The 14,739-nt window shown below is 58.0% G+C and carries 21 protein-coding genes; all 21 read left to right on the forward strand.

Translation table 11 applies throughout. The features are described from left to right. Positions 1-664: DnaD domain protein (locus tag AB1500_11790; GenBank protein MEW6183830.1), on the forward strand; the 664-nt coding region annotated here is incomplete at its 5' end. Further along, positions 639-1,082: a hypothetical protein gene (locus AB1500_11795; GenBank protein ID MEW6183831.1), complete on the forward strand. Its 444-nt coding sequence runs from the start codon at positions 639-641 to the stop codon at positions 1,080-1,082. The genes AB1500_11790 and AB1500_11795, both read left to right, overlap by 26 nt. Next, entirely contained in the window at positions 1,069-1,851 is a 783-nt protein-coding gene (locus AB1500_11800) for a hypothetical protein (GenBank protein ID MEW6183832.1), read from the forward strand. The genes AB1500_11795 and AB1500_11800 overlap by 14 nt, the downstream gene beginning before the upstream one ends. 253 nt (positions 1,852-2,104) lie before the next feature. After that, positions 2,105-2,668, forward strand: coding sequence for a putative metallopeptidase (locus tag AB1500_11805; GenBank protein MEW6183833.1), 564 nt, complete (start codon positions 2,105-2,107; stop codon positions 2,666-2,668). Beyond that, a complete protein-coding gene (locus AB1500_11810; GenBank protein MEW6183834.1) occupies positions 2,662-3,153 on the forward strand; it encodes a RusA family crossover junction endodeoxyribonuclease in 492 nt (163 codons plus the stop codon). The genes AB1500_11805 and AB1500_11810 overlap by 7 nt, the downstream gene beginning before the upstream one ends. Before the next feature lie 291 nt (positions 3,154-3,444). Continuing rightward, on the forward strand, positions 3,445-4,866 hold the full coding sequence (locus AB1500_11815) for a ParB/RepB/Spo0J family partition protein (protein MEW6183835.1): 1,422 nt from the start codon (positions 3,445-3,447) through the stop codon (positions 4,864-4,866). A 259-nt stretch (positions 4,867-5,125) separates the two neighbouring features. Next, a complete protein-coding gene (locus AB1500_11820) occupies positions 5,126-5,581 on the forward strand; it encodes a terminase small subunit (GenBank protein ID MEW6183836.1) in 456 nt (151 codons plus the stop codon). A 1-nt stretch (position 5,582) separates the two neighbouring features. After that, on the forward strand, positions 5,583-7,127 hold the full coding sequence (locus AB1500_11825; protein ID MEW6183837.1) for a phage terminase large subunit family protein: 1,545 nt from the start codon (positions 5,583-5,585) through the stop codon (positions 7,125-7,127). Positions 7,128-7,224: 97 nt separating this feature from the next. Beyond that, on the forward strand, positions 7,225-7,422 hold the full coding sequence (locus tag AB1500_11830) for a hypothetical protein (protein ID MEW6183838.1): 198 nt from the start codon (positions 7,225-7,227) through the stop codon (positions 7,420-7,422). Then, a complete protein-coding gene (locus AB1500_11835) occupies positions 7,409-9,325 on the forward strand; it encodes a hypothetical protein (GenBank protein MEW6183839.1) in 1,917 nt (638 codons plus the stop codon). The genes AB1500_11830 and AB1500_11835 overlap by 14 nt, the downstream gene beginning before the upstream one ends. Then, positions 9,322-9,717, forward strand: a complete 396-nt coding sequence (locus AB1500_11840) for a hypothetical protein (GenBank protein MEW6183840.1) — start codon at positions 9,322-9,324, stop codon at positions 9,715-9,717. Before AB1500_11835 ends, AB1500_11840 begins: the two co-directional genes overlap by 4 nt. Then, complete coding sequence (locus AB1500_11845) at positions 9,717-9,884, forward strand: hypothetical protein (GenBank protein MEW6183841.1); 168 nt, start codon at positions 9,717-9,719, stop codon at positions 9,882-9,884. The genes AB1500_11840 and AB1500_11845 overlap by 1 nt, the downstream gene beginning before the upstream one ends. Positions 9,885-9,908: 24 nt before the next feature. After that, entirely contained in the window at positions 9,909-10,793 is an 885-nt protein-coding gene (locus AB1500_11850; GenBank protein MEW6183842.1) for a hypothetical protein, read from the forward strand. A 19-nt stretch (positions 10,794-10,812) separates the two neighbouring features. Further along, entirely contained in the window at positions 10,813-11,763 is a 951-nt protein-coding gene (locus tag AB1500_11855; GenBank protein MEW6183843.1) for a phage major capsid protein, read from the forward strand. A gap of 72 nt (positions 11,764-11,835) precedes the next feature. Then, the gene (locus AB1500_11860) at positions 11,836-12,057 is read left to right on the forward strand and encodes a hypothetical protein (GenBank protein MEW6183844.1); all 222 of its coding nucleotides are present in this window, start codon (positions 11,836-11,838) and stop codon (positions 12,055-12,057) included. 62 nt (positions 12,058-12,119) lie between these two features. Next, a complete protein-coding gene (locus AB1500_11865) occupies positions 12,120-12,554 on the forward strand; it encodes a hypothetical protein (GenBank protein ID MEW6183845.1) in 435 nt (144 codons plus the stop codon). Between the two features lie 2 nt (positions 12,555-12,556). Next, entirely contained in the window at positions 12,557-12,883 is a 327-nt protein-coding gene (locus AB1500_11870; GenBank protein MEW6183846.1) for a hypothetical protein, read from the forward strand. A gap of 3 nt (positions 12,884-12,886) precedes the next feature. Next, complete coding sequence (locus AB1500_11875) at positions 12,887-13,225, forward strand: hypothetical protein (protein MEW6183847.1); 339 nt, start codon at positions 12,887-12,889, stop codon at positions 13,223-13,225. A gap of 14 nt (positions 13,226-13,239) precedes the next feature. Then, positions 13,240-13,848, forward strand: coding sequence for a hypothetical protein (locus AB1500_11880; protein ID MEW6183848.1), 609 nt, complete (start codon positions 13,240-13,242; stop codon positions 13,846-13,848). After that, a complete protein-coding gene (locus tag AB1500_11885) occupies positions 13,849-14,352 on the forward strand; it encodes a hypothetical protein (protein ID MEW6183849.1) in 504 nt (167 codons plus the stop codon). Further along, entirely contained in the window at positions 14,352-14,738 is a 387-nt protein-coding gene (locus AB1500_11890) for a hypothetical protein (protein MEW6183850.1), read from the forward strand. The genes AB1500_11885 and AB1500_11890 overlap by 1 nt, the downstream gene beginning before the upstream one ends. Position 14,739 lies beyond the last annotated feature (1 nt).

The raw sequence follows: 14,739 nt of genomic DNA on the forward strand, positions 1-14,739 counted from the left end.
TGATTCGGGGAATGATTCGGGGAATGATTCGGGGAATGATTCGGGGAATGATTCGGGGAATGATTCGGGGAATGATTCGGGGAATGATTCGGGGAATGATTCGGGGAATGATTCGGGGAATGATTCGCGCCTAAAGGAAAGGAAAAGAAAAGAAAGAGAAAAGAAAGAAAGCGGAGCGGAACGCGCGTACGCGCGCGAGGAAAACGATCCGCTCCGCCCCGCTCAAAATTTTTCGGCTGAGGAGAACGCGAAGCAAAAGACCGAAACTACATATCCTCCCGAGTTGGTTGACGAGGCGAACCGGCGGGCGGCTGTGCGTGGAAAATCGCGGCAGGCCTACGCGGAGGCGATACTACGGGATTGGGCAGAGAAAAACTGGACAACCCTGGAAGCGGTGATGGAGTACGATCCTCCGCCGCGGGCGCAAGCCTCCGGGCCCGGACCGCCCCGCGCCGATCCGGACGCGGCGGATAGAAAAAAACTGGAGGAGAATATTCGGGCTGCGCTTGCATGTATAAAGTTTATGTGCCCGCCGGACCCGACACCGGCGGACGTCGATGCATTTTTCGAAAGGCAGGATTACGGGCCCGGGGTGTCCGAGGCCGTAAAACAAAAACTGTTTGGGGGAGGTGATAGCGGTGGAGCAAGTCGGGGCGATACTTGACCGCGTGCTTAACCCGCCGGAGGCTGAGCCGGCGGTTCCCTGCCGGGTGTGCGGCGCAGTGGTGCGTGTGATGAATCCAGAGTTGCAATTCACGGCCACTTGCCCGGGCTGTGGGAATAAGATCACGCTGACAAAAGGTTACCGCCGGCGCTGGCTGCGGACGCCGCCGCGAGAGATTAAGTGCTGGGCGTGTATGGACGCCGGCTTTGTCTATCTGCCGCGCCAGGTCGACGAGGCTATTTTTAAGTGTGTCTTCCGGTGTATTTGTGCGGCCGGGGCGGCGCGTCCGGAGACGGGCATCAGTCGAGCGTTCGACTTGGACCTGACGCCGGCGATCAGGGCGAATCAGCAGCGGTACGGCGCAATATACGCAACCGTCCCGGTGCAGCAGGAGCTGGTCGACGATGTGCCTTTTTAGCGGCATCGAGCCTGGCGACGCAGTGGGGGTCCGCTGGGCGCGATCGAAGTACGAACTGGCGCGTAACAGTATCGGTAATAGCGACGGATTTGCGTACGGCGATACGGGTACGGTGGTCCAGGTTACAAGGCGCCTGGTCACCATCAGGCACCCACTGGGGTACACGTACAGCGTGTCTAAGGCGGATATTGCGAGCGGGACTAAAGTCGAGGTTATGAAGCGAAGGGAGGACGAAATCGTGGAAGCAGCGGCAGTATACGAGGCGAAACCGAAAAGCAAGATGGAGTTAGCGCGGGGGAAGTTGACACGTGAAGTTTTCGAGCGAATGAAGGCTGAGGGTAAGACCGATGTGCAAATCATGCGGGAGCTCGAAATAGAAAATTGGCGGTACTACGCCATTAAAAAGGAGTTGGGGCTGACCGGCCAGGTGCAAAAGAAGCAGCATGCGGAGCCAAAACCGCATGAACAGGCAGGTAGTTTTACCCCAGACTCGCCTGTTTCGTGCAGTGTGGACGATCCTGGAGAGGGTTTTTCCGGCGGCGAGGATCAAAAAGAAGAGGACAAGCTTAGGGGATACCTGTTCGTCGAGGTTCTGAAAGAAAAAACCGAGAACTTGCAACGCCGGTTAGAGGCGCTGGAAAGCCGGTATTTCTATACCCTTGATGCCGTTAATAAGATGACTGACGAGTTGGAGCAGTTGACGCACGACTACCGGCACCACCGGCACCAGGTGGGCGCCGGGCATTGGTCGGGGAAACCGGAGGGGTAAAACAGTGCAGGCGGAAGCAGTTAAAACAGTGTTACAAAATGACGTTGTATAAGGTGATGGTCTGCCCGCGATACGGCAGGGGGCCGTTGCCGCCGCCAGGGGGGAGGTGGTAGCGTGTTCGACCTGTGGAGGTTTTTTAAACTGGAGAGCAAGCACGCGCGCGGCCGGCAGAAACCGCCGCAGCGGAAGGAGTATAGGGATAAGAGCCGGGCGCGGGCAAAGCGCCGGCAACTACTGAAAGGGGATGGAAAGAATGGCGGATTGGAGAGACGCGCCGGCGGTGGAGCTGTTAGCGAAGGGGTTGATCCAGGAGTACCACCAACATTTAGTGCTGGCGAAGATTAAGTATCTGTTTCGTGAGGGGCCGTGGTCAAGCCAGAAGAAGGAAACCTGGGCGAAGGCGTACAAGGTCAGCGATCGGGACAAGTTCTTGCACGGGTACGACTTCCTTGTCGTGATCAATGATGACGTCTGGAAGGAACTCGATCTTTCCGCCCGGATCGCGCTGGTGGATCACGAACTGGCGCATTGTGGTGTGGGTGAGAACGGCTGGTGTGTTTGGCCGCACGACGTGGAGGATTTTATTGCGGTTGTCAGCCGGCACGGGGCCTGGATGGAAACGGTGAAACAGTATCTAAAGGCGGCCGAGAATCAGAAGCTTGCAGAGTTCGAGCGTCAGGGGCAAATGCTCCTTGATGATTTCTTAGGGCAGGACGCGGAGGCTACGGAGGACAAAACAAGCACAGAACCGGTTACATCCGGAGAAACAGGCACAGAACCGGATAAAACGGCAGGGGAGGCGGAGCTGGGATGGTAAACTTCACGGTGTACGGAGAGGCGGTTCCGAAGGCCCGGGCAAGAACTGTTCGGACGAAGACCGGCCAGACGGTCAGTTACACCCCCGAAACTACGGTTGCCTGGGAAAACACCATTCGGGGCAAAGCGGAGCAGTACCGCCCCGGCAAGTTGTTGGACGGGCCCTTGTTCCTGTGGGTGAATTTCTACATCCTCAAGCCGAAGTCGAAGCCGAAAAAGGTTTTATACCCGGATACCAAGCCGGACCTGGACAACCTGGTCAAGTCGGTCAAGGACGCCCTGCAGGGGGTTATCTATACAAACGACAGCCGGATCGTTGGCGAATTCATACGCAAGGATTATAACGATCCGCCCCGGGTGGAGATCACCATTTTTGAGATGCACGAGGTTTCACTGGTGCTGTACGGCATGGGATTACACCTCTCGCAGGCGAAAAGCGCGGCGGCGGAGGGGAACCCTCCAGGTTTGTTCAGTTCGGGAGCGTAGCCGTGACCCGGTGCCGGCGGAGGAGGGTAAAAATTGCATTGACCAGCCACGCTGTTAAGCGCTGGGAGGAACGGGCCGGGAGGACGCCGGGGCGGTTGCCGGAGCTGATGGCCGCGCTGTTGATTGAGTTTTTGCGGGGGCCTGGCGTGGAAGTGATCGACGGGACGGCCCGGCTCCCGCTGGACCCGGCGCTGCTTGAGCTGCCGCAGCCGCTGACGGCGTGCCTGGAACTGCCCGACATTTACGGGACATGGAACGTGATCACGTTTTTGCCAGGAGGAGGAGAGGAGAATGATGCAAGTAATATTCGATACCCTGCAGAACATATCCGTTTCGAAGATATCTACAAACCCAAGCAATCCGCGAAAAAACTTCGATCCGGAAGCGCTGGGAGAACTGGCGCAGAGCATCCGGGGGGTGGGAATCCTACAGCCGTTAGTACTGGTTCCGAACGGTGAGGGCCTGCGGATAGTTGCCGGTGAACGCCGCTGGCGGGCGGCGCAGTTGGCCGGGCTGGAGTCCGTCCCGGCGATCGTGAAGGACCTGACGCCGAAACAAGAAGCCGAGTTGATGTTGACCGAGAACCTGCAGCGCAAAGATTTGGACCCGATCGAGGAGGCGCAGGCCTACCGGGTGTTGCTCGATGAGCACGGCTACACGCAGGAGGCGCTAGCTGAGAAACTGGGCGTGAGCCAGCCGCACATCGCGAACCGGCTGCGGCTGCTCGAACTGCCGGAGCAGGTTCGGGACGATATTTCACGTGGAATGCTCAGCCCGAGCCACGGGCGGGCGCTGGCCGGTTTTGTTAAAAACTTACCGGGCGTGGTGATCAGAAAATCGGCGGAGCTAATCCGGGACGAGGGCGTGCCTGTGGCCAAGGTGGATAGAGTGGTGTACAAACAAGTTGCGGAACACGGCCGGCCGCTTATAGATTGCGACGTGAAATTTGACCTTTCTGGGTGCGAGGGTTGTGTACACGCAAAAACCGGGGCCAAGTGGTATTACCCTCCGGGCGTTAAACCCAATGAGAAATACTGCATGAAACATTCCTGCTACGACAAGAAGCAGGCTGAGGCGGAGGAAGAGCGCCGCCAGGCGATGCAGAAAAAGGTCGAGAGAATGTCCCGGAAGGGCGAAAAGCTGATCGACCTGGGCAAGCTCGGGTATGGCAATTTCGAGTACCTGACCCGGTACGGCGTCTTCTTTGACCAAGCCGAGTGCGCGGGGTGCGAAAATAACAAGTTGGGCGCCGACAAGTACGACGAGAAACCGTTCGAGATCTGCATCAAGCCCTCCTGCTTCAAGAAAAAGAAAGCCGCGGCGGAGCGGGAAAAGACCAAGGAAGCCAAAGAGGCGTTCGAGGCGGAGCTTGAAGAAATCGCCGGGCTGGTTAAGTTAAACCCGGTTATGACATTAGCAAACCTGCTTCCCAAGAGGTTTTTAATCTACTTGGCCGCCCGGATGTTGACGGACGTCGGCGCTGGGTGGGATCAGGGGACAGGGCAAAGAAAGATTTCAGACCGCAAGTACCTGAAGGACAAGTTCGGCTGGACCGAAAAAGTGTATAGTTGTACTGGTGACTGGTGGCCCAAGTTCCTTGGATTGCTCGAAACCCTGACCGAGAAGCAGCTCATGGAAGTTATTCTTGAGTGGCCGGCGGTGGCGCAGGGCCTGAGGGGCGCGGAGGAATGGTTTTTGAAAAAAAGTTCTTGACAAAGTTTCGACACGACTGCTAAGATTTTTCGTAGCAGAATCTTGTGATCAGAACTAAAGCATAATTTCGTTACAGAATCGGGTAGATCCTTGGGACTGAGCAAGGTCTTGGGATCGCAAATATTACCCAGAAGGGAAGAAAGCCCACTAACTTTTCCACAACTGTGACAGATTGCGGCCACGGTTAACAGCCGAGGGTTTAGCTTTTTGTCCAGTGTGGGGCAGTTAGCGGGCTTTTTGTTTTGGGGTGGGGTGTGTCATGACGGGCGGGCGTAAGCCCGGGTTGACCGACAAACAGAGAGCGTTCGCCGTAGAATACCTGGTGGATCTTAACGCAACCCAGGCGGCGATCCGCGCGGGATATAGTCCCTCGTGGGCGGTAAAGTGCGCGGCCAAGTTGCTGCAAAAGCCGCACATCGCCGCGGAGATTCAGAGGGGTATGGACGCCCGAAAAAAACGGGCGCAGGTAACAGCGGAGAGTGTGATCGGCGAGCTTGCCGACATAGCTTTTTCTGCCGGCCGCCGGGATAAAGTCAAGGCATTGGAGCTTTTAGGCAAGTATCTGAGATTATTTGTTGACCGGATGGAGGTTACGCACGAGTTCGGGGAGCAGGTTGTCGCGCTGCTGGTGGGCGCGGTCTGTCGGGTGTGCGGTGACTGCCCACGACGGAATCAGATCGCCGATGAGCTGGAAAAGGTCGGGAGGACTGACTGAGATGGCTGGGGTGACGATGGGAATTGTGGTGGGGAACCTGGCGCGTGCGCTGCGCGTTGACAACCGTCCCATCCTACGCTGGATCGGCGAAAACGAAATGGTCAGCGAAAAGGGTATCCGGCTGGAGCTTTACAACCGCGCTTTCCTGCGGGAGATTTTCGAAGACGAGTCTCCCGAGCAGGTCGTCCCGAAGTGCAGCCAGGTTGGGCTAACTACGCTACAGATCATCAAAACGGCCTTTTTCGCCAAGCGGTACGGGTACGGTGTAATCTACACCCTGCCGACGCGGGATCTCGTCAGCGAGTTCCACGAAACGAAGGTCCTGCCGATGATCGAGAAAAACGAGGCGCTGCGGCCTAGTGGGACGGACAAGGTCGGCGCGAAGCGGTTCGGCAGTGGATTTGTTTTGTACCGTGGGACATTCGGCGAGCGGCAGTCAATTATGGTCAGTTCGGACCTAAATGTCTATGACGAAGAGGATCGGTCGAACCTGGCCGTAATCGAGGGGTTAGAAAGTAGGCTACAGGCGAGTCAGTACGCCGGACAGTGGCACTACTCAAACCCGACGGTGCCGAATGTCGGGGTTGATAAAGTTTGGCAGCAGAGCGACCAGAAACACTGGTTCGTTCGCTGTCCCGGCTGCGGGAAACGGCAGTATCTTTCCTGGCCGGACAGCGTTGATATAGACGCGGAGCAGTATGTCTGCGTCAAGTGCAAGCGAGTTCTCGATGATGATACCCGCCGGCGCGGGGTGTGGGTGCCAAAATGGGCAGGGAAGAGTATTTCGGGGTACTGGATTAGTCAGATGATGGCGCCGTGGAAGTCAGCGGCGGACGTGATCTGGGCATTCCGAAATAAGACCGAGGACTATTTTTACAACTTCGTGTTGGGCCTGCCGTTTGCGGGCGGGCCAACGGCGGTTGGACGCGGGGACATTCTTAAAAACCTGAGTGCAGCTGCAAACGACGGCGTCAGCGCGTGCATGGGCGTTGACCAGGGTAAGGTTCACCACTGCATTATCGGCAATCACAAGGGGCTATTCCGGTTCGTCGTGGCGAAGACTTGGGAAGAGGTCAAGGGCCTGATCACGCAGTATGACGTCCGGTGCTGCGTAATTGACGGCAATCCGGACAAGGATGAGGCGACGAAGTTAAGAGAAGCATTTCCGTTCCGGGTTTACCTGAACTTCTACGTCGACGACCCGAAGCGGCCGAAGGACCTCGAACCGGTTGATCGCGGCCGGGACGCCGAGGGTGTCCTGCTGGCCGAGCGGACGCAGGTCATCGACCGCGTGATTAAGGATTTTAAGGCCGGTAAGATCCTGATTACGCCGCACGATCCGGTAGATCCGTACCAGCTAGAAGAGTACGCGAAGCATTGGGCGGCGCTGTACGAGGTGCGGAGTACGGACAAGATGGGGAACGAGGTCCGGCGGTGGGCGAACTCGGGTCCGGATCATTGGGCGCATGCGTCAGTGTACTGGTGGGAAGCCATGCGGATGCACGCCGGCGAACTTCTGCCGGCGGTGCCGAGCAAGGAGGAATAATTGTGATTGAGTTCGAGCCGGAAAGACCGGGTTTGGCGGACAAGTTGGCGGCAGCGTTGATTTACCTTTTACCGACAGTTATAACACTGGTGATCGTATGGCCGCGGTAGTGTTAGGGTTTATTTCGGGCGGGATACTCATGCTGGGCGGTGTGGCACTCGGGGCCTTGATGTCGTGGCGGTTGATGCAGCGGGAAAGTCCCCTGCCGGTTCCGGCGCGGTTGAAGTTGTTCGAGTGCTTTGCGCATACCGACGAATCCGAGGCGCGGATGGAGGAGCGAAATGGGCATTCTTGACGGCATTAAGGGCATCTTTTCCGGCGGCGGGCGGGATGTCGTGGTCGACCAGGACCAAACGCCCGAAGAGCAGGATCTCGTCCGGTTCGTTTACCGGCTTTTCGACGACGCGCGCAAGGCCCGCGTAGATGTTGAGAAAACTATGAAGGACAACTGGAAGGCGTACCGTGGCCGGGACAAGCAAAAGCTGCCCAAGTACAAGAAAAAGGCGCGGCTGAACATTTGCTTCACCATCGTCGAAGCGATTCTGCCGTGGCTGACCGAAAACAAGCCCGAGATCATCTTTATCCCGGGAGAGAAAGATGACATTTCTCATGCCGAGATTATGCAGAAAATTGTGGATAATCTCTGGGTGCGCCTGGCAATCCAGTATATCCTTACCCGCCTGGCGAAAGCGGGACTGGTCTTTAATAAGGGATTCCTCAAGGTGCTTTGGAATGTGGACGCCGCCGGCGGGATCGGGGAAGTGGATGTTCGATATGTAAGTCCTTTCAAGATATACCCGGATCCGGACTGCCAGAGCCCGGATATCCAGGATTGTATGTACGTGATCGAGAGTTATCCGCTGGATTTAGGGACAATCCGGCGTATGTTTCCGAAACGCGGCTGGAAGGTCAAGCCAGACGCGCAGCTCTCCCAGATGTACCCGGGAGAGTATTGCGAGCCGTTGACGGCCAGGCACAACATTGACGATGTCGTTACCGCCGGCGGCAACTGGCGCGCGAAGGGCCGGTTACGCGCGCGGATTATCGAGTGTTGGTTCAAGGACGACACGGTTGAGGTCCTACGCGAGCAGGACAGCGACGGCAGCGAGGTCACCAGGCATGCGCTGAAGTATCCCAACGGTCGAGTGATCACGGTAGCAAACGGGGTGCTTCTTGATGACAGACCGAATCCATATCTTTCGTCCAATGGTAAGGTGTTTCCATATGTGTCTTTCGACAACTATGACAATCTGGACGAAGACGGGATTGAGGAAGACACTGGCGGCGGGTTCTGGCCGATCAGCGAGGTTGAGCAGCTCACCCCGATCCAAAACGCGCTTGACGACTTGATTCGTCGTGTCCTTGACAATGCGGCGCTGACCGGTAACATGCAGTGGATTCTCGACCAGGAGTCAGGGGTCGATCCGGAAACGTTGACCAACCAGCCCGGCTTGATCGTGCGGAAAAACAAGGGGACCGAAGTCCGGCGTGAGAAGCCGCCCGAGATGGCGGCGTATATCATGCAGTTATTGACACTGCTTCCGACATGGGGTGAAACGGTCAGTGGCGTGCATGATGTGACGCAGGGGCGCAGGCCGCAGGGAATCACCGCGGCGGCGGCGATCGCCGAGCTGCAGGAGGCCGGGCAGGCTCGGATTAGGTTAAAGAACCGCAGCATGGAGAAGACCGTGAAGGACCTCGGGGAACTGATTAAATCCCGGGTTATGCAGTTCTACCCGCCCGGCCGAATCATCCGCGTGGTCGGGAAGGACAAGCAGGTGCAGTTTATTCCGTTTGATCCCCGCAATATCAAGGGGGATTTTGATGTGCTTGTTGAGGCCGGCAGTAGCCTTCCAGTGTCGAAGGCCGGGAAGTACAACCAGGCGACGTTCTTGTTTGAGAAAGGTGCGATCGACGCGCAGGCGCTCTTGGAAGCGGTCGAGTGGCCGAACCGCGAGGAGGTTCTGCAGCGCATGGGCAGGTTGCAGCAGTCCGGGGGGCCTGCGGGTGCTCCCGTGCCCGGCGCGACGCCGCCCATTACCCCGCCCGCCGTCATTCCTCCGGAGGCGGTGCCGCAGGATATCGGGGACTTGCCGCCTGGGCCGGGTGCCGGAATTCCACAGGTCCCGCCGGACGTTGCGATCGCTCTCCTCGGGTTGCTTCAGCAGTTACAGCAGGGAGGGAGTGTCGGTATGTGAAACAGGTGGTAGTTAGCAGTCGACGCAGCCCGCGGGGCCGCGGTCGGCAGAAATTCGCTTACCTGAAGGAGGAAGATCATGTGAAGAGTGCGATCGGGCGCAGGCTGGCGGCGACGAAAAGTGAAGCGGCGGCGCGCAGGGAAGTCCTGGCAATAGCTGGTGCGAAAAAGGTCACCGAGAAAAAGCAGCCTAAAAACGGGTGGGATGGGGGTGCTGAGCGTCCCGGTTTCCGCGTCTACGACCGGTACCTGAAGGAGATCAAGGACTGGAAGGTCGGGCAGGAGGTTGTTTTGGTAATGAGGGCCAAGGTTGTCCAGGCCGAGGCCACTGACGAGGGGAAGAATAAACAGACCAGCGCCAGGCTGGAAATCACCGACATAGGTACGCTCTGATGCCGTTCAAATCCGAGGCGCAGCGGCGCTACTTATGGATGAAGCATCCGGAACTTGCCCGCCGGTGGGCGCATGAATACGGGACGCCGAAAGACTTACCGGAACACGTGAAGCGCGGCGCAATCCAGCGCCGTTTAGATAAACACAAAAAGCGGGCCACCCCGTAAGGGAGCCCGGGGAGGTAACCAAAAATGGGTGACTATTTAAATCCGGGAGCCGGTGAGGCCACCCCGGGCGGCGCAGGAGAACCGAACCTTGACGACATGAACCTTGACGACCTGGGTTTGGGAGGCGGCGGCGAGCCGGAGGGGGCGCTAGGTGAAGGCGGGGAGCCGCCCGAGATCACGGTGGAGATCGACGGCGAGCAGGTGCCGCTTTCCGAAATCAAACGGTGGCGGGACACCAGGACCAACCTGGAATCCGCGTACACCAAGAAGTTTCAAACTCTTGCCGAGCAACGCAAGCAAGTTGAACCGTTGATGAACTGGTTTCGCTCGAATCCCCGGCAGGCTCAGGTTATCGCCGCTGTGGTGGACGGGCAGATCACTCCGCAACAGGCGCTACAGTACCTGACGCGACATGCCGGACCCGGCCACCAAGCGACACCTACCGGGCAGGTTCCGCCCGAGGTGGCGCAGGTAATAGATGGCCTAAGGCAAGAAGTCGCCTGGCTGAAGAGCGCTACCACGAGTCAACTGCAGGCCCAAGCCGATCAGCAGATCACCGCCACGATGGCGAATCTGGCCGAGCGGGCGAAGGCCGACGGGCTGGAGTGGACAAGAGAGCTCGAACAGGAGATCCTTGAAACAGCGCTCCAAAACAACGTGAGTAACCTGGAGCTGGTCTATAACGCTCTTGCCACTCAGAAGCTGAAGGCGCAAATCGCCGAGGCCAAGAAGCAGGGCGAACTGGAGACGCTTCAGCGGCTGAAGCAAAACCGGCAGAAGGCCGGGGGCATCCTGGGCGGTCAGCAGCGCGGCGGCGCAGCGCCGGCGAAGGACATCAAAAGTTACAAAGACGCGACAGACGCCGCCCTTGCCGATGAAGCCCTGTTGAATTCACTGATCACGGAATGACGGAAGGGAGGTAGGGGTAATGCCCCTAAACTATGATGCGCTCACGACCACCACGGAGAAGTATTATCTCAAACCGCTGGTGGACAACGTTTTCAACGCCACTGTGTTGTTGCGGAAGCTGTCGGCGGACGCCGATCCGGCGGAGGGCGGCGAAAAGTTAAAGCAGCCCCTTATTTACGCGGAGAACAGCGCAGCCGGGTCGTACAGCAAGTACGACATCCTGAGCACCACCCCGAGCGACGAGCTGACGGCAGCGCTCTTTGCCTGGAAACAACTCTATTGCAACGTAAGTATTTCCGGGCTTGAAGAGGCTCAAAACAGAGGGGCGCGTGCGGTCCTGAACCTGGTGAAGTCAAAGATGCAGGTTGCCGAACTGACGCTGAAAAAGCTCATGACGACCCAGTTGTTCAGCGATGGGACGGGTAATTCCGGTAAGGACATCACGGGTATACATGCAGCGATCGATGACGGGACCAACGTGGCGACGTACGGCGAGATCGATCGAACCACTTACACCTGGTGGAAGGCGAAACGGTATGCTAACGGCGGGGTCGATAGGGTACCGACGCTGACCCTGATGCAGACGGCGTACGGGTCGATCAGCGATGACACCGAGTTTCCGGATTTAATTGTTACCACGCAGACGATTTGGGACTGGTACTGGGCACAGTTGACGCCGCAGCAGCGGTATGAAAACGAACAGCGGTCCGCCAACGTTGGTTTCCGGCACCTGATGTTCAACCAGACGCCGATCATCGTGGACAAGGCGTGTACCGCGAAGCGGATGTACATGATCAACACCAAGTACCTGAAGCTCCGGCCGCACGAAGAGAACGCCGGGAAGTTCCGCCAGACAGGTTGGAAAAAACCGACAAATCAGGACGCGGCTGTCAATCAGATGCTCTGGTACGGGAACCTGACTTGCTCGAACTGCAGCAAGCAGGCTGTGATCGAAGACCTGGCGCCGTAAGTGCGCCTGAGCTAACCGACGACCGGGCGGGCGGTCAACCCGCCCGGCTTATTCCAAAGGAGAGTGATAAGTGTGGGGTTCAAGGCGATCATTGAGGCTACCAGTCCGGAGGTTGTAGCGAAAATCGGCAATGACGTTGTGATCGTCGTTCATAATGCCGCGCCGGATAACACAATCGGAGCGACTATCGCGGGCCCCGGTTCGCTGTGCATCGACCGGACGAACTCGAACCTATACGTGAACGCGGGCACCAAGGCGGTTCCGGCGTGGAAACTGGTGACGAGGGCGGCTTAATCTTGTTCTTGCGGGGCGGAGGGAGACCTCTGCCCCGGTTCAAAAAAACGGAGGTGTAAGGCATGGCCTTGACAGTGACAATTGACGGTGAGGTCCAGCTCGGCGCGCAGATGACGAAGGGCGACCGGCGAATGAGGCAGATCATGGGCACCATGGACTTCGACAGCAGTTACCCGACGGGCGGCGAGGCGCTGCCGTCTACGTTCCCGCTTACGACGATCAAAGGGATGAAGATTGAGACCAAGTCGGGTTACATGTTCGAGTGTGACCGCAGCGCGAAGAAGATTAAAGCGTTCCATCCGCGGGCGGCAATTACCAACACCTTGGCGGCAAGCGTCAATGCGGGCGCAACCTCGGTTACTTCCACGGCGGCGAACGGGGCAATCATTACCTTATCGGGTAACGCGGGCGTGGCCGCCGGTCCCGGCGCGGAAGTCCCCAACCTGACCGACCTTTCGGCGCTGACCGGCGTTGGATTCATTGCATGGGGGTGGTAAGCATGGCGATGGCTGTAGTTAAAAATATTGGCGACAGAAAGGTAACGCTGCGGTGGGCGGGGCAGGATCTATACGAGCTTAAACCCGGCCAGGAAATGCCGGTACCCGTTCACCTGGCGAAGCATTACGCGGGCGACTGGGACCTGAAAGACGGAGCACTGAAAGAAGAAGAGGAGCGACGCGTCACGGGTCTGTTCGGCGGGCAGAGAGTGCTGCAGGTTGTGAAGCAGGTACCGGATAAACCGAAGCCGGAACGGAAACTGCCCAAGCTGCCGGGCGAAGGCGGGGAAGGCGAACAGCCGTTTGCGGCGCTGGCGGGGGAGGAGTAAATCGTGCCCGCGCAGGATTGCGAAAACGGCAAAATCAGTCGGTCGTGGGTTGCTGCGGACAGCAAGGACAATGCCGAAGCTACGGCAACCAAGGCGGCTGTAACGGGGGCTGTCCACTTCGTTTCTCACGTTTCGGCCAGCTTTAGCGGTGCGGCAACGAAGCTTCTGCAAATCAAGGACGATGTAACCATTATTTTTGAGCGCTACATTGTCAACGCCGAAACAGTTAATTTCTCCGTGCCCCTGAAAATTACGTCAGGCAAGGCTGTTAGCGCCGTGCTGGCGGCCAGCGGGACGGCGGGCGTGATCGGAAAGGTGAACCTGGCCGGGTTTACGGTGTAAACGGAGGGGATGGCATGACGGGGCAGGAAATCGTCACCGACTGCCTGCGGGCTATAGGTGAAGCCGATCCGAATAATCCAGTCGAGCTTAGCCGGGCGGACTGCCTGGCGCTGGTTAACTATGCCTATCAGGAGATCATGGGGCTGCTGCTCAACATCCAGAAGAGCACGACGCTGACCGTGACCGCCGGGAAGGCATCGCTGCCTTCTGATTACCTGGCGCCCGTGCGGGTGTACGATAGTACGACCTGGCCGCCGCTGAAGCAGATTTTTGACATCGCGGACAAGGTCGACGACAACGCGGCCACGGAGCAGTACTGGATTCCCAACGAGATGGAGATTTACTTTTACGGCATAACGCCGACCAACGCGCCGACGCTGTATTACAAAGCGAAGCCTGCCGCGATAGCGGACAGCGCGGGCTCAAGCCCGACGGCGCTTAAAGGGAAATATCATAAGCGTTTTGCTACGTACATCAAGATGGTCATGGCCGAGCGGCGCGACAGTATGAACACCTATTTCGCCATGCAAGGCGAATGGCTGGACATACTGGACGAAATTGAGGAAAAGCATAAGGGCGGTCGACGGGATAACGAGCCGCTTTGTGTGCGTGAGGTGTATTAAATGTCGTATGACCGCGTAAAGAACATGGCGCGCGGGGCGTTCCAGGACCGCCCGGCGGCGGCGATAAAGCAGAGCAATTTCCAGGGTGTCAACTACGTTGACGACACCGAGCTTTTGCAGCCGGGCCAAGTCCCCTTCGCGCAAAATGTGGACTTCGGGGACCCGATCGGCGCGGCAACCAAGCGCAAGGGCCTGCAATCGCTATTCGCTTCGCTGGGTGCAGGCGCCGTCCGCGGCCTGCACTACTTCGACCGGGACGCTGGGGGTCAGTTGCTCCTGGCGCACGGCGTGGACATATATAAGCTGACGGGCGGCGAGACGAATAAGCTTGTTGACACGCAGGCGGACTGGCTCGCTGGTGCGGGGACGGCGAGGGTGACGGCGACGGGAGAGTTGAAGTTGCCTGACCCAACGGGAACCTTTACGCGCCCCAGTGAGGCGTACAAGGATGATGGAACCAAAGTAAGTGCCGGAACACCACGGTTTAAGGAGGCTTGGGTCTAATGTCTCAATTGAGTAACTACGTGGAAAATGCGCTTATAAATCATGTATTGCGAAACGTGGCTTTAAGCTCGCCAGTAACGGTTTATGTGGCTCTTTATACTTCGGACCCTACGGACGCCGACACCGGAACTGAGGTTGTCGGCGGGGGGTATGCGCGTCAGGCAATAACGTTCAACGCGCCGGTAGACGGCGTGGCGACGAACAGTGCCGACGTTGTTTTCCCGACGGCGACGGCTAACTGGGGTACGATTTCGCATTTCGGCATCCGGGACGCCGCGACGGGTGGCAATCTGCTCTGGTACGGGCCGTTTGCTGTCGCGAAGCCGATTTATACAGGAGACACGTACAAAATACCAGCGGGGCAGTTATCTTGCAGCTTGGCGTAGG

This window comes from Bacillota bacterium, assembly GCA_040755295.1.
Classification (GTDB): domain Bacteria; phylum Bacillota; class Desulfotomaculia; order Desulfotomaculales; family Ammonificaceae; genus SURF-55.